Annotated in this window: 26 protein-coding genes; 19 read left to right on the top strand and 7 right to left on the bottom strand. The window is 61.8% G+C overall.

Features of this window, described 5'->3' with window-relative positions; all coding sequences use genetic code 11:
• Positions 1–159: 159 nt before the first annotated feature.
• A complete protein-coding gene (locus tag RBB29_RS00670) occupies positions 160–765 on the top strand; it encodes an outer membrane lipoprotein carrier protein LolA (protein WP_306113226.1) in 606 nt (201 codons plus the stop codon).
• 150 nt (positions 766–915) lie between these two features.
• Here the strand turns inward: RBB29_RS00670 and RBB29_RS00675 are convergent, their stop codons facing one another.
• Positions 916–1503, bottom strand: coding sequence for a transglycosylase SLT domain-containing protein (locus RBB29_RS00675; protein ID WP_306113227.1), 588 nt, complete (start codon positions 1501–1503; stop codon positions 916–918).
• A 254-nt stretch (positions 1504–1757) separates the two neighbouring features.
• Between RBB29_RS00675 and hspQ the strand changes: the two genes are divergently transcribed.
• On the top strand, positions 1758–2084 hold the full coding sequence (hspQ, locus tag RBB29_RS00680; RefSeq protein WP_299845083.1) for a heat shock protein HspQ: 327 nt from the start codon (positions 1758–1760) through the stop codon (positions 2082–2084).
• Positions 2085–2103: 19 nt separating this feature from the next.
• On the opposite strand, the gene RBB29_RS00685 is transcribed toward hspQ, so the two are convergent.
• The 4 genes from RBB29_RS00685 to RBB29_RS00700 all read right to left on the bottom strand — a co-directional run bounded on the left by RBB29_RS00685 (position 2104) and on the right by RBB29_RS00700 (position 5140).
• Positions 2104–2493: a rhodanese-like domain-containing protein gene (locus RBB29_RS00685; RefSeq protein WP_306113228.1), complete on the bottom strand. Its 390-nt coding sequence runs from the start codon at positions 2491–2493 to the stop codon at positions 2104–2106.
• 23 nt (positions 2494–2516) lie between these two features.
• Positions 2517–4094, bottom strand: coding sequence for a gamma-glutamyltransferase family protein (locus tag RBB29_RS00690; RefSeq protein ID WP_306113229.1), 1578 nt, complete (start codon positions 4092–4094; stop codon positions 2517–2519).
• A gap of 216 nt (positions 4095–4310) precedes the next feature.
• Complete coding sequence (locus RBB29_RS00695; RefSeq protein WP_306113230.1) at positions 4311–4760, bottom strand: ATP-binding protein; 450 nt, start codon at positions 4758–4760, stop codon at positions 4311–4313.
• A gap of 41 nt (positions 4761–4801) precedes the next feature.
• The gene (locus RBB29_RS00700) at positions 4802–5140 is read right to left on the bottom strand and encodes an STAS domain-containing protein (RefSeq protein ID WP_306113231.1); all 339 of its coding nucleotides are present in this window, start codon (positions 5138–5140) and stop codon (positions 4802–4804) included.
• Positions 5141–5234: 94 nt separating this feature from the next.
• Here RBB29_RS00700 and RBB29_RS00705 point away from each other — a divergent pair, with 94 nt between their 5' ends.
• Positions 5235–6407, top strand: coding sequence for an acetyl-CoA C-acyltransferase (locus tag RBB29_RS00705; RefSeq protein ID WP_306113232.1), 1173 nt, complete (start codon positions 5235–5237; stop codon positions 6405–6407).
• Between the two features lies 1 nt (position 6408).
• Here RBB29_RS00705 and RBB29_RS00710 read toward each other — a convergent pair whose 3' ends face one another.
• Positions 6409–7005: a TetR/AcrR family transcriptional regulator gene (locus RBB29_RS00710; protein WP_306113233.1), complete on the bottom strand. Its 597-nt coding sequence runs from the start codon at positions 7003–7005 to the stop codon at positions 6409–6411.
• Positions 7006–7093: 88 nt separating this feature from the next.
• On the opposite strand from RBB29_RS00710, the gene RBB29_RS00715 reads away from it, so the two are divergent.
• The 15 genes from RBB29_RS00715 to RBB29_RS00785 all read left to right on the top strand — a co-directional run bounded on the left by RBB29_RS00715 (position 7094) and on the right by RBB29_RS00785 (position 20950).
• Positions 7094–7477 (top strand): hypothetical protein, encoded by a 384-nt coding sequence (locus RBB29_RS00715; protein WP_306113234.1) that lies wholly within the window; start codon positions 7094–7096, stop codon positions 7475–7477.
• A gap of 24 nt (positions 7478–7501) precedes the next feature.
• Positions 7502–7954 (top strand): GAF domain-containing protein, encoded by a 453-nt coding sequence (locus RBB29_RS00720; RefSeq protein WP_306113235.1) that lies wholly within the window; start codon positions 7502–7504, stop codon positions 7952–7954.
• Positions 7955–8288: 334 nt separating this feature from the next.
• On the top strand, positions 8289–8861 hold the full coding sequence (locus RBB29_RS00725; RefSeq protein WP_306113236.1) for a helix-turn-helix domain-containing protein: 573 nt from the start codon (positions 8289–8291) through the stop codon (positions 8859–8861).
• A 7-nt stretch (positions 8862–8868) separates the two neighbouring features.
• Positions 8869–9486 (top strand): LysE family translocator, encoded by a 618-nt coding sequence (locus RBB29_RS00730; protein WP_306113237.1) that lies wholly within the window; start codon positions 8869–8871, stop codon positions 9484–9486.
• Positions 9487–9488: 2 nt separating this feature from the next.
• Positions 9489–9878: a GFA family protein gene (locus tag RBB29_RS00735; RefSeq protein WP_306113238.1), complete on the top strand. Its 390-nt coding sequence runs from the start codon at positions 9489–9491 to the stop codon at positions 9876–9878.
• Entirely contained in the window at positions 9875–10252 is a 378-nt protein-coding gene (locus RBB29_RS00740; protein ID WP_306113239.1) for a GFA family protein, read from the top strand. Before RBB29_RS00735 ends, RBB29_RS00740 begins: the two co-directional genes overlap by 4 nt.
• Before the next feature lie 69 nt (positions 10253–10321).
• The gene (locus tag RBB29_RS00745; protein WP_306113240.1) at positions 10322–12769 is read left to right on the top strand and encodes an FAD-dependent oxidoreductase; all 2448 of its coding nucleotides are present in this window, start codon (positions 10322–10324) and stop codon (positions 12767–12769) included.
• Positions 12770–13067: 298 nt separating this feature from the next.
• Positions 13068–13691, top strand: a complete 624-nt coding sequence (locus RBB29_RS00750; protein ID WP_306113241.1) for a LysE family translocator — start codon at positions 13068–13070, stop codon at positions 13689–13691.
• Between the two features lie 10 nt (positions 13692–13701).
• A complete protein-coding gene (locus RBB29_RS00755; RefSeq protein WP_306113242.1) occupies positions 13702–14766 on the top strand; it encodes an alcohol dehydrogenase family protein in 1065 nt (354 codons plus the stop codon).
• Between the two features lie 24 nt (positions 14767–14790).
• Positions 14791–15246 carry a pyridoxamine 5'-phosphate oxidase family protein gene (locus RBB29_RS00760; RefSeq protein ID WP_306113243.1) on the top strand — a complete coding sequence of 152 codons (456 nt, stop codon included), beginning with the start codon at positions 14791–14793 and terminating at the stop codon, positions 15244–15246.
• Positions 15243–15713, top strand: a complete 471-nt coding sequence (locus RBB29_RS00765) for a cupin domain-containing protein (RefSeq protein WP_306113244.1) — start codon at positions 15243–15245, stop codon at positions 15711–15713. The genes RBB29_RS00760 and RBB29_RS00765 overlap by 4 nt, the downstream gene beginning before the upstream one ends.
• Positions 15714–15734: 21 nt before the next feature.
• A complete protein-coding gene (locus RBB29_RS00770) occupies positions 15735–16637 on the top strand; it encodes a homocysteine S-methyltransferase family protein (RefSeq protein ID WP_306113245.1) in 903 nt (300 codons plus the stop codon).
• 9 nt (positions 16638–16646) lie between these two features.
• Complete coding sequence (locus RBB29_RS00775) at positions 16647–17612, top strand: GlxA family transcriptional regulator (RefSeq protein ID WP_306113246.1); 966 nt, start codon at positions 16647–16649, stop codon at positions 17610–17612.
• A 135-nt stretch (positions 17613–17747) separates the two neighbouring features.
• Entirely contained in the window at positions 17748–20195 is a 2448-nt protein-coding gene (locus RBB29_RS00780; RefSeq protein WP_306113247.1) for an FAD-dependent oxidoreductase, read from the top strand.
• A gap of 110 nt (positions 20196–20305) precedes the next feature.
• Positions 20306–20950, top strand: a complete 645-nt coding sequence (locus RBB29_RS00785; RefSeq protein WP_306113248.1) for an RluA family pseudouridine synthase — start codon at positions 20306–20308, stop codon at positions 20948–20950.
• Here RBB29_RS00785 and RBB29_RS00790 read toward each other — a convergent pair.
• On the bottom strand, positions 20947–21576 hold the full coding sequence (locus RBB29_RS00790) for a ribonuclease T2 (RefSeq protein ID WP_306113249.1): 630 nt from the start codon (positions 21574–21576) through the stop codon (positions 20947–20949). The two genes, RBB29_RS00785 and RBB29_RS00790, sit on opposite strands and share 4 nt — an antisense overlap.
• A gap of 131 nt (positions 21577–21707) precedes the next feature.
• On the opposite strand from RBB29_RS00790, the gene RBB29_RS00795 reads away from it, so the two are divergent.
• Entirely contained in the window at positions 21708–22463 is a 756-nt protein-coding gene (locus tag RBB29_RS00795; RefSeq protein WP_306113250.1) for a DUF1013 domain-containing protein, read from the top strand.
• Positions 22464–22497: the final 34 nt, after the last annotated feature.

Consider the following 22497-nt stretch of genomic DNA (forward strand, 5'->3'; position numbering starts at 1 on the left):
ACCGGCGGCATATTGGCGCCGGTCGTGTCGTTTTCGCGTCAAATTGACTTGCGAACCCGCGCTCTGGGCGGCAATACCCGCCAAATCGCGCCTGATATCGTATAACAAGGCCCGGATACCTACATCGTCCATGAAGACGAATGATTGGAGTTGTTTGACATGAATGTCTCTCGCACCCTGGCCGCTGGCCTGATCCTGGTGATAACGGCGTTGCCCGCGGCGGCAGAAAAGCTCTCGCTTTCCGCGATCTCGCAATATCTCAACGCGATGAAAACCGCGACGGGTGAGTTCACGCAGATCAACGATGATGGCACGATCAGCACCGGGAAAATCTTCATCAAGCGACCTGGGCGGGTGCGGTTTGAATACAATCCGCCTGACCGGACGCTGGTGGTGGCAAACGGGGCCTATGTCGGGGTCGTCGATGGAAAATCGACCGAAAACGTCGATGCCTACCCGCTGCGACGCACACCGTTGAGCATCATCCTGGCGCGGAACGTCGATCTCGGCCGGGCGCGCATGGTGGTGGGCCATACCAGTGACGCAAACAGCACGACGGTCGTGGCGCAGGATCCGGAACACCCGGAATATGGCAGCATCGAACTGGTCTTTACTGGCAACCCGGTGGAGCTGCGCCAATGGGTCATCAACGACAACGCCGGATCGCGGACAACCGTTGTTCTGGGTGAGTTGACCAAGGGGGGCAGCTTCAAGGAAGAGATATTCGCCCTGCCGAAAGGTGCCGTGATCCGTCAGGACAAGTAGGCAATTTCTTCAGATCGCACCGGAGCGTCTTGGCCTCGGGGTGCGATCTTTTTGCTGACGTGAGTTTGGAGCACCGGCATGAAAATTGCCTCAACGCCGATGCTCTAGTGTGTCGATCTGGAGCGAAGACCGAGCCTTCGTGTCATCGCTTTAGCTGCAGAACGCCAGTTGCGCGCTATAGGCATAGGACCGCTGCTCGACTTCGCCCGCAATCCGCATCAGCCACGGTTTGCCGCGGTAGCTGCCCCGGGAATAACCAGTCCGCCCCTCGTGATAGGCGAGGTATTGATTGCGCGTGTCAGACAGCGAAATTCCCAGACGTTCGCGTGACTTGGACATGTACCAGCCCATGAAATCCGCGGCGTCGTGGATGTTGTCGCGCCGCGCGCGGCGGCTTCGGGTTTCGTTGCGGTATTCGTCCCAGGTGCCATCAAGCGCCTGCGAATAGCCGAACGCCGAGCTTTGGCGGCCCATCGGGATCACGCCAAGCGACCACCGATAGGGCGTACGCGCATCCGACTTGAATTTGCTTTCCTGATAGATCGTTGCCATCTGCACCGGCACCGGTACCCCCCAGCGGCGCTCTGCCGCCTTGAAGGCCCGCCGAAACTCGGGTCGATCGTCCAAAATTGCGCAGGCATTGTCCAAACGGGTCGGGGCCGGACCCCGATCACCACCGCTGCCGCCACAGGACGCCAGCAGCGCAACTGCCATAAATGCGCGAAGAGTTCTGCTCATCTGCCTCTCGCTTTTCTTGTTTTTGGGCATTTTAGCGCAAATTTAACCGCGTGGGAATCACCAAATCCCCTCAAAAAACATATGATTTTCAATCAGGGATTGAATTTTGACCCTTGTCATTCGTGGGGAAGCGGGAAACCGCCAGACCGACTGTCAAGGCTTGGTTCACAGACTGTTTCCAGCCTAAACAGCAGCTATTATTGGACAAACTGGCATTGAAACCGTTAAGGTCTGAGTTTAAGGGCTGGTGTGTAATGTTAAAAACGCGTGCAAAATATCATCTCGGGCAGGTTGTCCGCCATCGCAAACATCCGTTTCGCGGTGTCGTTTTCGATGTCGATCCCGAATTTTCAAATACCGAAGAGTGGTATTCCTCGATCCCCGAGGAAAGCCGTCCGGTTAAGGATCAACCGTTCTATCACCTGTTGGCGGAAAATGACCAAAGCTATTACGTGGCTTACGTGAGCGAACAGAACCTGATCGCGGACTATTCGGGCGAACCGGTGGAGCATCCCGACATCCCGGACATGTTCGGGCCGTTCGAAGACGGTCAGTATCCGCTGCATTTCCAACTGAACTGATCCGGGTAGCCCCGGGGTATCAATCGTGCTTTTCGATGGGCGCGCCTGCCTTGCGCCACGCGCCAAAACCGCCGTCGATTTCGGCGATGTCTTCGACGCCCATGTCCTGAAGCGTTTTGACCGACAGGGCAGAACGCCAGGCGCTTGCGCAGAACAGGACAAGTGTCTTGCCGCTGGCGAGCTCCGGCTTGTGATAGGGGCTTTCGGGGTCGATCCAGAATTCAAGCATGCCGCGCGGTGCGTGGAAGGCGCCGGGGATACGGCCATCGCGTGCCAATTCGCGTGGATCGCGTATATCGATCAGAAGGGCGTTACCCGCCGCCTGCCGCGCTTGGGCCTCCTCGACCGAAAGGGTCGTGATCTGTGTCTTGGCTTCTGCAACAAGCTCTTTCACCGGCCGGATTGGCATGTCTCAGGTCTCCTCTCTGCTGATCAATAGCCCAGTGCGCAGCCGTCCTTTCGCGCGTCACTGGCCCCCTCAAGCACACCATTTTCATGGATTTCAATGGCTTGCGCGCCCCCAATCGGGCCGTCCGGAACGACGACCTTATGGCCCAGATCGGCAAGTTCCGCGCGAGTTTTCTCATCATATCCGCGTTCGACCCTCAATTCACCGGCATCGGCGAAACAGCGCGGCGCATCAATGGCGCCTTGGGCGTCCATGCCGAAATCGCACATGTTGGTGACAAAACGGGCGTGGCCGCAGGATTGATATTGGCCCCCCATGACACCAAAGGGCATCGAGATATTGCCGTTGCGGCGCAGCATGGCGGGGATGATCGTATGCATGGACCGCTTGCCGCCGCCGTATTCGTTGGGGTGACCGGGGATCAGGTTGAACCCCGCGCCGCGATTTTGGAAGAGGATGCCGAATTTCTCCGAGGCGATGCCGGAGCCAAACCCGTGGAAAATCGAATAGATCAGGGACACGGCCATACGGTCACGGTCGACAACGGTGATGTAAACGGTGTCGCGATGCACGGATTCGGTGATTTCGGTTACATCTGTGATGGCCCGGCGGGGGTCGATGCGCGCGGCGAGGGCACTTGCGGTGTCGGTTGAAAGCATCGCCTCCAACCGGGTGGTGTGATCCGGATCGGCAATCAGCCGGTTGCGCAGGTCGTAGGCGAGTTTCGACGCTTCCGTTTCGATATGGGCGCGTTCGCTGCCCAGCGGATCGAGCCCGGCGAGATCGAAATGTTTCAGGATATTGAGGATCAGGATCGCTGTTGCACCCTGACCGTTCGGCGGGTGCTCGAAGAGCTCGAGACCCCCGTATGTGCCGCTGACCGGGGTGGCAATCATGCCGGTCACATTGGCAAAATCGTCCGCAGTATGGACGCCACCCGCGGCTTGCAGGGTGGTCAGCATGTCCTCGGCGACCTCGCCCGTGTAGAAGGCGTCCCGGCCGTTTTTGGCGATTCGCCGCAGGACTTCAGCCTGCGCAGGTGCCTTGAAGACCTGGCCAGTCCCAAGCGGCTTGCCGCCCGGCATATAGTGGTTGATGCCATGCCCCTGCAGGTTCTTACCCGCGGCGGGCCAGTCGAAGGCAACCCGGGGCGCGACGGGCACGCCGTGGTCGGCATAGTGGATCGCCGGGGCAAGCACCGCGTCGAGGCCAATTCTGCCATGGGTTTCGCTCAAATGACAAAACGCATCGACCGCTCCGGGCAGGGTCACGGCGTCGATGCCGAAAGGTGGAACGGTTTCATGACCTTCGGCTCGCAGCTTCTCGGCACTGGCAGCAGCAGGCGCGCGACCGGAACCGTTGTAAGCCTGAACTTCGTCGTTATTGGGGGAGGAGAACAGCACAAAGCAGTCACCGCCAATACCCGTCATATGCGGCTCGCATAGTCCAAGAAGAACGGCGCCGCCGATGGCGGCATCCATTGCATTGCCACCACGTTTCAGGATGCTGATGGCCTCGCTTGCGGCCAAGGGATGCGAGGTGGCGCACATGCCTTCGGTGGCAAGAACGGGCGAACGGCCGGGAAGGTGAAAATCGCGCATTTTGACGCCCTTTGAAACCTGTCGGGCAGACATTAGGGCCGTTGATCGCGATTGCCAATTGTTGGAAAGAATAAGCCTCGGCAACGCGCACTGGGTGGGGGCTGTAAACGCGCGTTACCGAGGGAAGCCATATGCAGCTACAAGACCTTTTTGTCGGACTATTTGGGCCGATTTAGGTGTAGATTGGGGCGAAGTTGGGGCTTTTGCGCGCGTGCCTCAACTCTCCGGAATGTTCGGAATTGTCATGACGAGGCAGTTTTCCTCGTCGTTTCGGTCATAACTGATCGACTTTGTGAACTCGCGGATAAGCAGCCAGCCGAAACCACCCTCGGGCAGATCTTCAAGCGATACCTGAGTGTCCTGATGCTGACCTTTGGGCAGACGGCTGCCGGGGATCGGGATGCCGCGATCGCTGAGCGTGAAGCGGAGCATGGCAGAGCCGACCTCGGCACAGACCTGAACCGGGCCGCCCGGCTGATCCGCATAGGCATGTTCGGTGATGTTGTTCAATGCTTCGGCCAGGACCAACTCGGCAGAGGCGCATGTGCCTTCGCCAACGCCGAAATCGGCAAGCTGCTGCCGCAACCGGCCCAAGAGCACGCGCACCTCATCGTTGTTGGCCTGTGCCGACATCGTGAACTGATGCTGAAACCGCTGATGTGTCATGTCCTTCGTCCCCTTGGCCGACGCAGTGAAGGCAAGCCGGCTTAACCGGCTTCGCGTTCAGCAGCTCCCGGAACGTCGGGATGAATGGTGAATACGGTATCCATGCGCGTGAGACGGAACACCTTTTCAACATCCGGTGTGAGCGCGGCCAGGTCGAGCTTGCGACCCTTGCCCATCTGTTTCATGGCGGCAACAATCGCGCCGAGGCCACTTGAATCAATGAACTTGACCTGCCCCAGATCCAGGACAACGTGATCGGGGCCGTCATCCGCCTCGACCCGCATTGCATCCTTGAATTGGATTGCGACCGATGCGTCGATACGTTCGGCATTGACCGAAATAAATTTGTAGGTGCCATGAGTGGTGCTTTGTAAATCCATGCTGCCCTCGAAAGGTACGTAGTAGTACCAAGAAGGCTAGACGGCATTCCTTACCATTCGGTATGCAAAGGCGAAAAAATCAGGAGGACACCCCATGAAAGACGTTGTGATTGCAGGCGCGGCCCGTACACCAATGGGCGGATTTCAAGGTGACTTCGACGGCGTTGAGGCCGCGACCTTGGGCGGTGCGGCCATTCGTGCGGCGCTGGCAGACGCCGGTGCGGCCCGAGTAGACGAGCTCTTGATGGGCTGCGTTTTGCCCGCGGGGCAGGGGCAGGCGCCCGCGCGCCAGGCCGGGTTTGCCGGCGGTCTGGGCGAAGACGTTCCCGCGACGACCCTCAACAAGATGTGCGGATCGGGCATGAAGGCGGCGATGATGGCATTCGATCAGATCGCCCTGGGTCACGCTGATACGATGATTGCAGGCGGGATGGAGAGCATGTCGAACGCGCCTTACATGCTGCCCAAGATGCGTGGTGGTGCGCGTATTGGTCATGCGGAGGTCAAGGATCACATGTTCCTCGACGGGTTGGAGGATGCCTATGACAAGGGCCGCCTCATGGGGACCTTTGCCGAGGATTGTGCAGAGAAGTACCAGTTCACGCGCGAGGCGCAGGATGCCTATGCGATCGGATCCCTCGAAGGGGCGTTGGCGGCGCAGAAATCCGGCGCATTCGACGGTGAGATTGCGCCGGTCACGATTTCGACGCGCAAAGGTGACGTCGTGATTTCCGAGGATGAACAACCCGGCAAGGCGCGACCCGACAAAATCCCGACACTCAAACCGGCGTTTCGCAAGGATGGCACGGTGACGCCGGCCAACGCCAGTTCGATCTCGGACGGGGCGGCGGCGCTGGTTCTGGCGTCGCAAGAGGCGGCCGACGCGCAGGGCCTGAATATCCGCGCGCGAGTCGTCGGCCATGCGAGCCATGCACAAGCGCCGGGATGGTTCACGACCGCGCCGGTGCCCGCGGCGCAGAAGCTCTTGAACGCAATCGGCTGGTCCAAGGAGGATGTTGACCTCTGGGAGGTGAACGAGGCCTTCGCGGTGGTGCCGATGGCGTTCATGAACGAGATGGGCCTGCCGCGCGACAAGGTGAATGTGAATGGTGGCGCCTGCGCCTTGGGTCATCCCATCGGGGCGTCCGGTGCGCGGATCATGGTGACACTGCTCAACGCGCTGGAGAAACGCGGGCTCAAGCGTGGTGTGGCGGCGATTTGCATCGGTGGGGGCGAGGGTACTGCCATCGCCATCGAGTGCGCCTGAGCTAGGACAGAATTCGCGACAAATGTGTCACCGCGTGGCGCGCCCGCACCTGTCGCGCGGCGGCATCCGGTGGCGCGATCTGTCCGGTCACGCAGCGTAGTTGCAGATCGCCGATCAGAAGCCCGAGGTAGAGATCGGTGGCGGCGCGCAAATCATCGAAGATAAGCGTACCGCTTGCACGGGCCTTGTCCAGGACCTCGCCGATCAGGGGGGCCACGGTGTCGCGCCCGGCCTCTGCGAGCGCCTGGCCAAGCTGCCCGGTTGCGTCCGCCGCGGCCGCCCGGTTCAGGGCGACAGCCCGTTGTCCGGTCAACATCTCTAGCAGGACGGGCCCGAATCGCAGCAAAGCCGCCAAAGGATCCGTACCCTGGTCCAGCACATCGCGCAGCGTCCGCCGCACCGTGGCAGCATTGCTCTCGACCATCGCGGTAAACAGGCCCAGCTTGTCACCATACCAATTATAGAGGGTCTCATTCGACGCCTTTGCGCGCTTGGCGATGGCAAGCATCGAGGTGCCGGCAAAGCCATTCTCGTGAATGAGCGCATAGGCTGCCGCTTCGATCTCTGCCTTGCGGGCGGTTTTCCTGTCTTCTTTCATTCAAATCTCCAGGGCTTGACAAAATCGTACACATTGATACGGATATTGTAAAGCGTACACATCAATACGGATATGGGAGATGTTTGAGATGCCCGACGATGACAGAGGAAACGGATTAAACGCGGCGCTCTTGGCGCTGGTCGTGTTGCAGGGGGTTATGCTGGGGTCGCTCTATGCGGATGTGGCGCCGCATCCGCCGACCACAACACCGCTTTTCGGGATTGCACCATTTCTTGCCGCAGCACTAGCAGCGGCCCTTGCCGGGTTGATGCTGGGCGGGCATTCCCGCGCGGGCCGGTGGTTGAGCGTTCTGGCGGCCCTTGGGGCGGCTGTTTCCTTTGGCCCGCAGAAATACTTCGATGCGCAGTTTCCGCTCATCTGGCCTGCGGTGATCGCTGGGCAGCTCGCCATTGCGAGCATCCTCGTGATCGTGTTTAACCTGCGTCGCACTGCGCCCGCCGGGGCGACGTGACCAACCTGCCGACAGAGGCTCCAAATGCGTGCTGATTACGATGCCCTGAGCAAATCTATCGCCGCCCTGACCGAGGGCGAAGAGGATGTTGTGGCGCTGATGGCGACCGTGGTCTGTGAATTGCATCATGCCGATGACCGGTTCGACTGGACCGGGTTCTACCGGGTCGTGGGGCCGGAACTGCTGAAGATCGGGCCATATCAGGGCGGGCATGGATGCCTCGTCATCCCGTTTTCCCGCGGGGTCTGCGGGGCTGCGGCGCGCCTGGGCGAAACTCAGATCGTCGATAATGTCGATGCCTTCCCCGGTCATATCGCCTGCGCCAGTTCAACCCGGTCCGAGATCGTGTTGCCGGTCCGGGACCGGTCCGGGGCCTTGCTGGCTGTCCTTGATATCGACAGCGATCAACCCGCCGCTTTTACCGTGGAAGATGCCGAGGCGTTGCGCAGCATTCTAGATCAGGTCTTTCGCAAATGAGGCTGGTTTTCGCCCCGAGGTGACCCCCGGGGCGATGGGCGACGTCCCGACAGGGCAACGTCCGTGAGTGGTATTTCGCGCTCGTTCGACGATTTCCGGTCCCTTGCACAGTAAGGAAAACCTTACCTTTTGCGGGGACAGGCGGTGTGACGCGGCGTCACGGACCGGCTTAAGGCCTCCGCTCGGGCAGAATCGCGGGCCACCTCGCCACGAAAAACCATAGGAGGCCGGTGAAAAATCGCTTTGAATTTTCACTGATTCGGGGCATCGTGAAAAAATTACGGGAAATTTCACGCACCCCGCCGTCACGTCACCACGCACCGAAAGCCACGAGATGCACCAATCCGAGATCGCTTCCGCCCGCACCCTGGGGGCCGATATGCGCGCATTGCGCAAGGCGCGCGGTGTCACGCTGAGCGATCTGGCGGAGCGGTTGGGCCGCTCGGTGGGGTGGCTGAGCCAGGTTGAGCGGGATAAGTCCGAGCCCTCGATTGGCGACCTGCGGGCGATTGCCGCGGCCCTCGATGTGCCGATTTCGATGCTCTTCGGTCACGCGGCCAGCCCCGCGGACGAGGCCGGTTTCGTGGTCCGCAAGAGCGCGCGCCGCCAGATCGGCACCGGTGACGGTGGGCTGGTCGAGGAATTGCTCTCACCCGACCTGACCGATGATTTCGAGATGGTGCACTCCACCTTTGCGCCACAAAGCCGCGCGGGGGAGATCATCCAGCGTCCGACGCAGGAGGTGGGCTTTCTGATCTCGGGCAAGCTCGACCTGATGATCGACGGCAAAACCTTCACGATCCACCCTGGCGACAGTTTCCGCATCCGCGGTGAGCGGCATGAATGGATCAACCCTTACGCAGAACCGGCCGTTGCGATCTGGGTGATCGCGCCGCCGGTCTATTGAGGGCGCGATGAGCTGGGAGGGATGGACCATATTCGCGGTGTTCTGGGCGGTTTTCGTGACCACGCCCGGGCCGAACGCGGTCAATTGCATCACCAACGGCATGACGATCGGGTTTCGCCGCGGATTGATTGCCGTTCTGGCAATCCTGACGCAGGCAAGCCTCTTCCTGACCCTCTCGGCGCTCGGCATCACGGCGCTGATCGTGGCGTCACCGGTGGCGTTCCAGGCGCTGAAGCTGATCGGCGCGGGGTTCCTGATCTACATGGGCGTGCGCGGCTGGATCATGGCGCGCCGGATGGTCACCGTCGATGCGCCGCAGGGGTCGGTCTTCTGGCGGGCCTTCATGATCGCGACGATCAACCCGAAATCCGTCGCCGGCTACCTTGCCGCGTTCAGCCAGTTCGTGCAGCCCGACGTCCCGATCGGACAGCAGATGTGGGTGATTTTCCCCACGGCGCTCACCCTGACCGCGCTCAGCTATACCACCTACACAGCTCTTGGCGCCGGGTTGGGGCGCGCGGCCCTGGGCGCCGTTTTCAACGTCTGGCTGCGCCGCACGCTGGCGATGTGTTTCATCATCTATGGCGTCTTGCTGGGCAGCGCCGCCACACCGGGGAGGGCATGAGCATGGCGCAGGGATCCTGCCTGTGTGGCGCCGTTACCTTTACCGTCGAGACCGCGTTGAAGGACCCGCTTGCCTGTCACTGCAAACAATGCCGGCAGCAGTCTGGGCACTATTTCGCCGCAGCACATGCGCCCAAAGAGGCGGTGAATTTCTCCCGCCAGGACGGGCTGACGTGGTTTCGTGCGAGCGACATCGCGAGCCGTGGCTTTTGCCGGGAATGCGGCGCGACGCTGTTTTGGCGGGCGGATCATGGGGATGAGATCGCCGTGGCCCTGGGTGCGATTGATGGTCCCACGGGATTGTCGCTGGGCCGTCATGTCTGGGCCAATGCCAAGGGTGATTACTACGACATTGCCGATGGCGTGCCGCAACAAGAGGGGTTTGAAGGATGATAAAGGGTCGATGCCTGTGCGGGGACGTGGGGTTTTTCGTGGATGGCCGTTTGGGCCGCGCCGCGGCCTGCCATTGCAGCCAGTGCCGGAAGCAGTCGGGACATGTCTGGGCCTCATCGAGCGCGGATGAGAGCGACATAACCATCACCGGACCGGTCAAATGGTTTGCCGCCAGCGAGAGCGCCAAGCGCGGCTTCTGCCCGAAATGCGGGTCTTTCCTGTTCTGGAAGGCCCATGACGAAGACGCGGTCAGCTTCTCCCTGGGGGCGCTGGATGAACCGACCGGGATCAGGCTCCAATGCCATATCTTCGTGGCCGACAAAGGCGATTACTACGACATCATCGACGATTTGCCACAATCGGAAATGTCGTGAAAGGACAACGGCCTAGAGCCAAGGAACAACAGTTGAAACACGAAACACTCAAACGACGGAGATTGCAAAATGGCTGATCTGCCAAGCAAAGCAAAGGTTGTCATCATCGGGGGCGGCGTTATCGGCTGTTCCTCGCTTTATCACTTGGCCAAGAAGGGCTGGACCGATTGTGTCCTGCTGGAGAAAAACGAGCTGACCGCCGGATCGACCTGGCATGCGGCGGGCAACGTGCCGACCTTCTCGACCTCCTGGGCGATCATGAACATGCAGCGTTATTCGACCGAACTCTATAGCGGGCTGGCCGAAGAAGTCGATTACCCGATGAACTATCACCAGACCGGTTCGATCCGGCTGGCGCACACGAAAGAGCGGGTGCAGGAGTTCGAGCGCGCCTGTTCCATGGGCCGTTACCAGGGCATCGAGATGGAGATGTGGACGCCGGAACAAGCCAAGGAACGCTATCCTTTCCTTGAAACCCACGACCTTGAAGGCATTCTGTGGGACCCGAGCGATGGTGATATCGACCCGGCGCAGGTGACGCAGGCGCTGGCCAAGGGCGCGCGGGACATGGGCCAGAAGATCATCCGTTTCTGCCCCGCCACCGGCGTGACGCAGCATGACGACGGAAGCTGGACCGTGCACACCGAGAAGGGCGATATCGACTGCGATTACGTGGTCAATGCCGCCGGGTATTATGCGCAGCGCGTTGGCGAGTGGTTCAAACCCTATGGCGGGCGGACCGTGCCGATGATGGTGATGAGCCACCAATACCTGCTGACCGAGCAAATCCCCGAGGTCGAAGCCTGGAGCAAGGAACATGGCGGCAAGCTGCCGCTTATCCGCGACGTGGACGTGTCCTATTACCTGCGGCAAGAGAAGAACGGCTATAACCTCGGCCCCTACGAGCCCAACTGCAAAGGCGAATGGACCGAAAGTGGCGATGCGATCCCCGAAGATTTCAGCTTCCAGCTCTGGCAGGAAGACCTGGATCGCATCGAGGATATCGTTGTCGACGCCATGGACCGGGTGCCGCTGATGCAGACCTCTGGCGTGAGCAGCGTCATCAATGGCCCCATCCCCTATGCGCCCGACGGCCTTCCGCTGATTGGCCCGATGCCCGGCGTCAAGAACGCTTTCGAGGCCTGTGTCTTTACCTTCGGGATTGCGCAGGGCGGCGGTGCCGGCAAGGTCCTGGCCGAATGGATCGTCGATGGTGTGACCGAGTGGGACATGTGGGCGGTCGATCCGCGCCGCTATACGGACTACACCGACCACGACTATTGCGTGGCCAAGGGGCTGGAGGTCTATGGCAACGAATACGCCATGCATTTCCCGCATCACGAATGGCCCGCTGGCCGCGATCAGAAGCTCGGCCCCAACCATGCCAAGGTCAAGGAACTTGGCGGCGTGATGGGTGTCTATAACGGATGGGAGCGGGCGAACTGGTTCGCCAAGCCGGGCGATGACACCTCCGAGGAAAGCACCCATACCTGGGGCCGTTCCGGCCCGTGGGCACAGCGCGTGCGCGAGGAATGCGAGGCGGTGCGCGACGGGTGCGGTGTGCTCGACCTGCCGGGCTTCAGCCGCTTCTGGCTGCAAGGTGAAGGTGCGGATGAATGGCTCCGGGGTTTCGTCGCCGGGGGGCTGCCCAAGATCGGCCGGATGAACCTTGTCTATATCGCGGATAAGCGCGGGCGCATCCTGACCGAGATGTCCTGCATCCGGCTGGCCGAGGACAGTTTCGTGCTCATCACCGCGGCCACCGCGCAATGGCACGACGGCGATATGCTGCGACAGTCGGTGCCTGCAGGCGTTACCGTGAACGAGACCACGACAGAACGCTCGGCGCTGATCGTGACCGGACCGAAGTCGCGCGATCTTCTGTCCGGCCTGACCGATGCGGACCTGTCGCTTGGTTGGCTCACCCATCAGCATGCCACCGTGGCCGGGCAAAAAGCCTTCCTGGCGCGGGTGTCCTTCGCCGGCGAGCTGGGTTGGGAAGTGCATGCCGAGAACGCGGCGATGCCCGCGATCTATGAGGCGATCTTGGACGCCGGTGCGACGCCCTTTGGGATGTACGCGCTGGACTCGCTCAGGATCGAAAAAGGCTACCGGACGTGGAAGGGCGATTTGTCGACAGACTACACCCTTCTCGAAGGCGGGTTGGAGCGGTTCATCAAGTTCGACAAGCCGCAGGATTTCCCTGGCAAGGCCGCCCTTATGTCGGAAAAGCAGCAGGGCCGCAAAAAGGCGTTCGTCACGCTCACTGTCGATGCGGGCGACGCCGATGCGCCTTACATGTCGACCATCTGGCACGGGGACGAGGCCGTGGGGGAAACCACCAGCGGCGCGTGGGGGTACCGGGTCGATGCCAGCATCGCGCTGGGGACGATCCGCACCGACCTTGCCGTGCCGGGAACGGACCTGGAGATCGAGATCTACGGCGAACGGCGCAAAGCGGTCGTGCAGCCTGACCAGCCGCTCTGGGACCCGGAGAACGAACGGATCCGTGCGTGACGGCACGGGCCGGGTTTGATCAAGGCGGCGCCGGATTTTTCGGCGCCGCCGCCAAAGGAAAACGCGGGGGTCCTTTTACCTCCTATCGTGGCTTTAAGGGCGTCGCGCATCCAAGCGTGTCGTTTTCCGCGAAGAACGATCCGGCTTGCGTCTGGTTACTGCCACTGTCCAAGGCCAGCCATAGGGGCGATTGCGCAGATGGAAATACGATCTATCATCCGCGCGTGTCCCGGGCGCAAAGACCTCAAGACCTCTTGGGTGGTGCCTGGTCAGTTTTCCCTGATGGAGGCGCTGACGGATGAGCCTTGAAACCTACCTGATCTATCTCGGCGTTCTTGCGGCGTTTTTTGTCACGCCGCCTGATACGAGCCAATTGTTGATTATCTCCAACAGCCTGCGCCATGGCCTCCGGCGGTCGCTGGCCACGATTGCCGGTGACCTGAGCGCCAATGCGGTGCAGATGACCCTGGCGGCCTTTGGCCTGACCGCGATTATCGCGACTTCGGCCAATGCGCTTGCGGTCGTGAAGTGGCTGGGCGTGGCTTATCTCGTCTGGATCGGGCTCAGGCTGCTTTTGTCCAAACCCGGCGCGCCGGACATGCAGGCGGCCCGCGGCGGGCGGCTTTTCCGGCAGGGGTTCATCACGTCCTCGGCCAACCCCTACGCGGTCGTTTTCTTTGGCGCGCTTTTCCCGCAATTCATCGACACCGGCGCGCCGGTTCTGCCGCAACTCCTGATCCTCGGGGTGACCTACCTTGTTGTTGATGGCCTGATCCTGGTGCTTTGGGGCTGGGCCGCGATCCGGACGCTGGGTCGGGTCCGGAACCTGACCGGTCTCTGGATCAACCGGGTGTCGGGCGCGTTGATGATCGGGGCGGCGGCGCTTCTGGGTCTCAAGGATGTCTCCCGCGATCCGGGGTGAGGGAAAGGCAATGGCAATGATCCCCACGCAGATGTCCGGCGTCTACCTGACCCGCCACGGCGGCCCGGATGCGCTTGAATGGCGCGAGGATATCCCCGTCCCGACGCCCGGCCCCGGGCAGGCATTGGTCCGGGTTCTGGCGGCGGGTGTCAACAATACCGATATCAACACGCGCACCGGTTGGTATTCCAAGACCGTGACCGGCGCGACCGATGGCGACAGCGGCGATGACGTCGAAAGCGGCGGCTACGCAGGGGCGTTGAATTTCCCGCTGATCCAGGGCGGTGATCTCTGTGGCGAGGTGGTCGCGACCGGCGCGGACGTGACCGGTATCGACACCGGAATGCGCGTGATCTGCGGCATCAACCAACCGCGCCCGACCTCCGAAAACCCCGTCGCATTCGAAGTGATCGGGTCGGAATATGACGGCGCTTTCGCCGAGTATTGTTGCGCCCCTGCGGATCAGCTTTACGACGTCAGCGCCGCACCGCTGAGCGACGTGGAACTGGGCGCGATGCCCTGCGCTTTCGGCACGGCGATGGCGTTGCTGGACCGGGCATCGGTGGGCAAAGACGATACCGTTCTCATCACCGGCGCCTCGGGCGGCGTCGGTTTGGCGGCGGTGCAATTGGCCGCGCTCCGCGGCGCGCGGGTGCTGGCGCAGACAAGTGCCGCCAAGGCCGATGTCGTGCGCGAGGCCGGGGCCGATGAAATCCTTGGGCGCGGAGAGACGCCCGGCGTGCAGTCAATCACCGCCGCGATCGACCTGGTGGGCGGCCCGGATTGGGGCGCGCTTCTTGAGGCGCTGCGTCCCGGTGGCCGTTACGCCACCGCAGGTGCCATCGCAGGCCCGATGGTCGAAGCTGACCTGCGCACGATCTACCTCAATGACCTCACGATCTTCGGCGTCACGTTCCAGCCACCCGAGAGCTTTGCCGGGCTGGTCGATCTGATCAACCGGGGCAAGGTGCGTCCGCTGGTCTCCAAAACCTACCCTTTGAAGGATATTGGCGCAGCGCAGGAAGATTTTGCCGCAAAGACCTATCCCGGAAAGCTGGTGTTGTTGCCAGGATGACGGCATCACACAGAGAGATATACCATGCCACTGAACAGCTTCGCCAAAGACCTGATCGCGACATTCCCCCTGGGGTTTGTCGCCACCGTGACCGAAGATGGCCGGCCTGCGGTCAGTCCAAAGGGCACGTTTCTGGTGCTGGACGATGCCACGATCGCCTTTGGCGAGATCCGCTCGCCCGGGACGTTGGCCAACCTTGCGCACCGCGCGGAGGCCGAGGTGAATTTCATCGACCAATGGAAGCGCAAGGGCGTCCGGGTCCGGGGGGCGGCGCGGCTTGTCGAACCGGGTGCGGAATTCGAGGGTCTGATCGGGCGGTGGCGCGAGACCTGGGGCGATCTGGCCGAACGGATCAACGTGCTGGTCCTGATCTCGGCAGATGAGGTCAGACCGGTCACGACGCCGCCCTATGACGATGGCGTGACCGAAGAAGAGATGATCGCCCTCTACAAGGCGAAATTTGCGGAGATTTACCCATGACCGGCGTTTTCAGCCACCTGCCACCCGGCGAAGGCATCAATTACGATTGGGAAAATGACCACACCTTCGTGAAGGTGTCCGGCGGTGATAGCGGCGGGGCCTATACGCTGATGGAGGATAACCTCAAGGCCAGTTTTGCCCTTGGCCTGCACCGCCATGACCACCACGCCGAAACCTTCTATTTCCTGGAAGGCGCAGTAGATTTCTTCGTCGCGGGGGAGTGGATCAGGGCCACGCACGGCACAACGATCCATGTGCCGCCGGGCGTGCCCCATGCCTGCCGGACGGCGGGCGGCAAACCGGCGAAAATGCTGATGATCTATCAGCCGGCGGGTTTCGACGGTTTCCTGGCTGAGATGGGCCAGATGTCGGCCGCGGACTTCGAGGATGCCGCGAAAATGGCTGCATTGAACGAAAAATACGACATTGTGCCCCTTGGGCCCGTTCCGGCTCATCCGGACGACTGAACACGACCTGGGAAGAAAAGAATGACGAAAATTACATTGCTCGATGGCTCGATCGGGCAGGAATTGATGAAACGCTCCGGCGATGTGCCGACGACGATCTGGTCGATCCAAGTGATGATGGATCATCCCGGCATGGTGCAGGAGGTGCATGAGGAATATTTCCGCGCCGGGGCCACGATTGCCACGGCCAACACCTATTGTGTGCATCGCGACCGGCTGGAGAAGGTCGCGCTTGATCCTGACCTGATGCCCGGCCTTGTGCGGTCGGCATTGGACGAGGTCGAGGCCGCGTGCCGGGCCAACGGGGGCGCGGGCCGCATTGCCGGGGCGCTTGGCCCGCTGGAGGCGTCCTACCGCCCGGATATCCGTCTGCCACCCGAGGTTGCCGCCCCGCGATTTGCGGAACTGGTCGAGCTGATGAAGGACCGGGTTGATTTCTTCCTGCTTGAAACGGTGGCATCGCTGGAACATGCCGAAGGTATCCTGCGCGGTGTGGAAGGGGCGGGCAAACCGATTTGGCTGGCGGTAACGGTGGATGACGAGGACGGTACCCGCCTACGGTCCGGTGAAAAGCTGCGCGAGCTGGCGCCCCTGATCGAGAAACATGCGCCCGAGGCGGTCCTGGTCAACTGCTCCCGCCCCGAGGCGATCACGCCCGCGCTCGACATCATCCGCAGCTTCGGCAAGCCGTTCGGGGCCTATGCCAACGGCTTCACCCGGATCAGCGAAGGCTTCCTCGAAGATAAACCCACCGTCGATGCGCTTGAGGCGCGCGTGGATCTCGCGCCTTTGGCCTATGCGGAACATGCGTTAGGCTGGGTGCAGCAAGGGGCCACGATTGTGGGTGGGTGCTGCGAAGTGGGCCCGGCGCATATCGAAGAACTGGCGCGGCAGCTTGTCCTGTCGGGTCACGAGATCGTCTAGAGGGGTGTCATGAGCGATCCCGACATTCGCACGGTGCATGTCGATCTGTTGCTGACAGAGGGTTTCGTGCTGACCGAATATGCGGGTGTGGTGGATCAGCTGCGCCTGGCCAACCGGATCGCGCTCAAGCCGTTTTTCACCTGGCGGAGCCTGTCGGCACGGGGCGGCGCGGTGGCCTGTCCGTCCGATGCGGTGGTGCACACCGTGCCCTTCGAGGCCTATCCCGAGGCCGATTATGTCTTTGCGCTCGGCAATTCCGATCCCGCGCATCCGGATCTGTCGATGGGCCGCGTGATTGACACCTATGTCAGTCGCGGCGCCAAGGTGATCCTGCTGGCCGAGGCCGCAAGCCGGTATATCGGCGAACGTGGCGATCAGGGCATGACGACCCACTGGGAAAACCGCGCCGTCCTGCGCGAGGAGATCGGGCTTGAGGACACAACCCAGGTTCTGGCCACCGAACATGGGCAGATCATCACGAGCGCCGGGATGGGCTCGACCGTGGATGTGGTGTTGACGATCATGGCGCGGCACATCCCCGCCGCGACGGTGACGGCGGTGGCGGATGTCCTCTTGCACGACCGGATACGCGATCTCGGGACCTTGCAGCCCTTTGGCGGAAGCTCCGTGGCGCTGACCGGGGACAAGGAACTTGATGAGTGTATCGCGCTGATGCAGGCCAACATCGAAGAGCCTTTGCCCATCTCCGAACTGGTGCGGCTGGTCGGGGTATCGTCCCGGTCGCTGGAGCGGCGGTTTCGCGACAAGCTGGCCAGCAGACCGGCGGAATATTATCGGGCGCTGCGGCTCAACAAGGCCAATAACCTCCTGCTCAACACGTCGATGCCGATCAACGAGATTGCCCTCGCCTGTGGTTTCCCGAGCGGATTTACGCCGCATTATCGCGCGCTTTTCGGCCTCACGCCTCAAGCGGCGCGCAAGGCCCGGCGGCGCGGCAGCGCGAATTCTCCCTAGGCTGCTGAAAATTCCGGACTGCCTGACGCATCGCGCGGTTTCGGAAAGTGGCGCCATGCTAGTGTTATTGAGACGAAATAGCGTTTGCGGCTGTCGCAATGTGTGATTGAGCCGGCATTGACAGGAGATAAAGACATGGAACTTCCCTCGCAGGCACGTGTGGTGATTATCGGCGGCGGCGTCGTCGGCTGTTCGGTGGCCTATCACCTGGCCAAACTGGGGTGGAAGGATGTTGTGCTGCTGGAGCGCAAGCAACTGACCTGCGGGACAACCTGGCATGCGGCTGGTCTGATCGGGCAGCTTCGGGCGTCGCAGAACATGACGAAACTGGCGCGCTACTCGGCCGAGCTGTACCTGGGTCTCGAAGAGGAAACCGGCGTAGCCACGGGCCTGCGGCAGGGCGGATCGGTCTCTGTCGCCCTGACCGATGAGCGCCGCGAAGAGCTTTTCCGTCAGGCGGCCATGGCGCGTGCCTTTGGCGTACCGGTCGAGGAGTTGTCGCCCAAGGAAATCCTTGAGAAATACGAGCACATCAACCTCGATGGCGTGACTGGCGGTGTCTGGCTGCCGACGGACGGGCAGGCCGATCCGGCGAACATCGCGCTTGCCCTCGCGAAAGGCGCGCGGCAGAACGGCGCGCTGGTCAAGGAGCGGGTCAAGGTGACCGGGATCGCCCGCGAGGGCCGCCGCGTGACCGGTGTGGACTGGGCCAGCGATGATGGGCAGGGGCAAGGCCATATCGCCTGCGAGATGATCGTGAACTGTGCGGGCATGTGGGGTCATGAAGTGGGCCGGATGGCGGGGGTGAACGTGCCGCTCCATGCCTGCGAGCATTTCTATATCGTGACCGAAGGCATCAGCGGCTTGGGTCAATTGCCGGTGCTGCGGGTGCCGGATGAATGCGCGTATTACAAGGAAGACGCCGGGAAAATCCTGCTGGGCGCGTTCGAGCCGAATTCCAAGCCCTGGGGGATGGACGGTATCCCCGACAATTTCGAATTTGACCAGTTGCCCGAGGATTTCGACCATTTTGAGCCGATCCTCGAGGCCGCGTGTAACCGGATGCCGCTTCTGGCGGAGGCGGGGATTCATACATTCTTCAACGGGCCGGAATCGTTCACGCCGGATGACGCCTATCACCTGGGCATCGCGCCCGAGATGGACAATGTCTGGGTTGCGGCGGGCTTCAACTCGATCGGCATTCAGTCGGCGGGTGGGGCAGGTCATGCGCTGAGCCAGTGGATGGATAGTGGCGAGAAGCCATTTGACCTGGGCGATGTGGATATCTCCCGGATGCAGCCTTTCCAAGGCAACAAGCATTACCTCTTCGAGCGGTCCAAGGAAACGCTGGGCCTGCTTTATGCCGACCACTTCCCGTATCTGCAAAAGCGCACCGCGCGCGGGGTGCGGCGCACGCCGTTCCATCACCACCTGCTGGAAAACGGTGCGGTCATGGGGGAAATCGCCGGTTGGGAACGCGCCAACTGGTTTGCCAATGAGGGGCAGGAGCGGGAGTATCAGTATAGCTGGAAGCGGCAGAACTGGTTTGGGAACGCCGCTGCCGAGCATAAGGCCATTCGCGAAGGCGTGGGCATGTATGACATGTCCTCCTTCGGCAAGCTGCGGGTCGAGGGGCCGGATGCCGAGGCCTTCCTGAACTACGTGGGTGGCGGGGATTATTCGGTGCCTGTGGGCAAGATCGTCTATACGCAGTTCCTGAACAATCGCGGCGGGATCGAGGCGGATGTGACGGTCACGCGACTGTCGGAGACCGCCTATCTGGTCGTCACCCCGGCGGCGACACGGCAGGCCGATCAGACCTGGATGATGCGCAACAAGGGTGATTTCAACGTGGTCATCACCGACGTGACCGCGGGCGAAGGCGTGTTGGCGGTGATGGGGCCGAAGGCACGCGAGGTGCTGCAGGCGGTGTCGCCCGCTGATTTCTCGAACGAGGTGAACCCGTTTGGGACGGCGCAGGAGATCGAGCTTGGCTTTGGCATGGCGCGGGTTCACCGCGTGACCTATGTGGGCGAGCTTGGCTGGGAGATCTATGTGAGTGCCGACATGGCGGGCCATGCGTTCGAGGTGTTGCACGAGGCGGGGCAGGCGCATGGGATGAAGCTCTGCGGGATGCACATGATGGACAGTTGCCGTATCGAGAAGGGTTTCCGGCATTTCGGCCACGATATCACCTGCGAGGATCATGTGCTGGAGGCGGGCCTTGGTTTCGCGGTGAAGACCGCGAAGTCCGATTTCATTGGCCGCGATGCGGTCCTGCGCAAGAAGGAAGAGGGGCTGTCTGCGCGCATGATGCAGTTCAAACTGACCGATCCTGAGCCGCTTCTTTATCACAACGAGCCGCTTTTGCGCGATGGCGAGATCATCGGCTATCTCAGTTCCGGCAATTATGGTCATCACCTCGGCGGGGCCATGGGTATGGGCTATGTGCCCTGCAAGGGTGAGAGCGCCGAGCAGGTGTTGGCGTCGAGCTACGAGATCGACGTGGCCGGGACACGGGTAAAGGCGGAGGCCAGCTTGCGACCGATGTATGACCCCAAGGGGGAGCGCGCCAAAGCCTGAGGCTACCAGAATGTGCGGGCCTGGCGGCCCGCGCTTGATATCTCGTCGTTCGCCTCCGGCTGCCTCCTCGGGGATGGCGGCGCCCCGGATGTTGGTGTAACTGGCAGGCCATGTCAGATTATGCGCCGCCAGATGTCCCGCTTGCCGTCTTGCACGAGGATCATGAGATTGTTGTCGTGGACAAGCCCGCCGGGTTGTTGTCGGTGCCGGGGCGGGGTGAACACCTGTCGGATTGCCTTTTGAGCCGGGTGCAGGCTGTCTTTCCGACGGCGCTTTTGGTGCATCGGTTGGACCGCGATACGTCAGGTGTGATGGTTTTTGGTCTGACGCCCCATGCGCAGCGCAATCTGAGCATGCAGTTCGAGAAGCGGCGGGTGAAGAAGACCTATGTCGCGCGTGTCTGGGGCGAGATGGCGGGCAAGACCGGGACGGTCGATCTGCCGCTGATCGTGGATTGGCCGAACCGGCCCCGGCAGATGGTCTGTCACGAGACCGGCAAGCCCGCCGTGACCGATTGGCGGGTGCTGCGCACGGGCGATGGTGAGAGCCGCGTCCGCTTGAACCCTCGGACCGGACGAAGCCATCAGTTGCGGGTGCATATGCTGGCGCTGGGTCATGTTATCCTGGGCGATCCGCTTTATGCGGAAGGGGCGGCGGCGGAGTATCCGCGCCTGATGTTGCATTCGCAGGAATTGCGAATCTCACACCCGGAGAGCGGGCGCGGTATGGTGTTTCGCGCGGAAGTACCGTTCTAGCGGATTGGGTCGAAAAGCGCGTCCTTCATCCGGCAATCGCGTACTACGTCGCGGCCGCAGGGGACCGGTGAGAGGTCTTTGGACAGGCACAGCCGCGCTTCCTGGATCCGGCCCTCGCGGCAGGTGATCGTCAGCATGTCGCGCTCCCATCCCGGGTTGGCCTTGAGGAACGCCTCTTCGACCACGCTTGCGGGCAGGGTGACCGGTTTGGTGAGCTTGCGGAAGACGTCGGGGCGGTTCACGGCGCCGTAGGCCTCGCGGGACAGGGCATAGTAGGCGGGGGCAGAAAGGCCCGTGCAGGTGCCGTGTTTCTTCCACTGGTACCAGGCGAGGCCCGAGGTGCCCATGATATCGGCCATTTCTGCCGTCATGGCGCGCGATGGCGGGCGCTCGGCGGATTGGCAGTGCGACGGATACCCCCGGGTGTATTGCGGCCAGAGCCCGTGCAGGATCCAGCCGTGATCGTGGGACGTGTCGCATTGCGGCGAGCCCCGTGCATCCCCTTCGATCGCGCACCAGGTCGGTGACCAGCTCAGCGACAGCACGTAATAGTCGAACTCGCCGGCGCGGTCGCCCTCGGCCCAGGCCGCAGCGGCAGATAACAGCAGGATCAAAAGCGCGCGCATATTTCTGTCTTTCTTTTCTTCACGACCGCCACTATATAGCTCCCAAGTTCCCCGACAACGGAAACCCGTCCCGGCCCCCGGGACCGCCCTTCCAGGCGACGGGAAAGATATGTCTGAAGGAGACCCGAGATATGGCAAAACCGCTTATGGCCAAAGCCACTGCCGTCTGGCTGGTGGACAACACGACGATCAGCTTCAAGCAGATCGCGGATTTCGTCGAGATGCACGAGCTTGAGGTGCAGGGCATTGCCGATGGGGATGTGGCCGCCGGCGTGAAGGGGTTCGACCCGATTGCCAACAACCAGTTGACCCAGGATGAGATCGACGCGGCCGAGAAGAACCCGCTGCACAAGCTGAAGCTCAAGTTCAACGCCGCCGCACAGGGCGAAGAGAAACGCCGCGGCCCGCGCTACACGCCGCTTTCAAAACGGCAGGATCGTCCGGCGTCGATCCTGTGGCTGGTCAAGTTCCACCCGGAACTGGCCGATAGTCAGATTTCGCGCCTCGTTGGCACGACCAAACCGACCATTCAGGCGATCCGTGAGCGGACCCATTGGAATATCGCCAACATCCAGCCGATCGACCCGGTTGCGTTGGGTCTCTGCAAGCAGTCCGAGTTGGACGCTGCCGTACAGAAGGCCGCGGCCAAGAAGGCCAAGGAAGGCGAGGCGATGAGCGATGACGAGCGCCGCAAGCTCCTGAGCACCGAACAGAGCCTCGAGCAGGAAGCCGAGCCGCGCATTCCGACGGCGATCGAGGGTCTGGAGACCTTCAGCCTCAGCGGCGGATCGGATGATGATGAGGAAGAGGCGGAGAAGGAATACGATGCCGACAGCTTCTTCAACCTGCCGGAAAATGCGGGCGACGACGAAGACGAACAGCCCTGATTTCTGTTGTACGACAGATGAAAAACCCGGTCAG

The sequence above is a fragment of the Roseovarius sp. MMSF_3359 genome, assembly GCF_030733385.1.
In the GTDB taxonomy this organism is placed as follows: Bacteria; Pseudomonadota; Alphaproteobacteria; order Rhodobacterales; family Rhodobacteraceae; genus Roseovarius.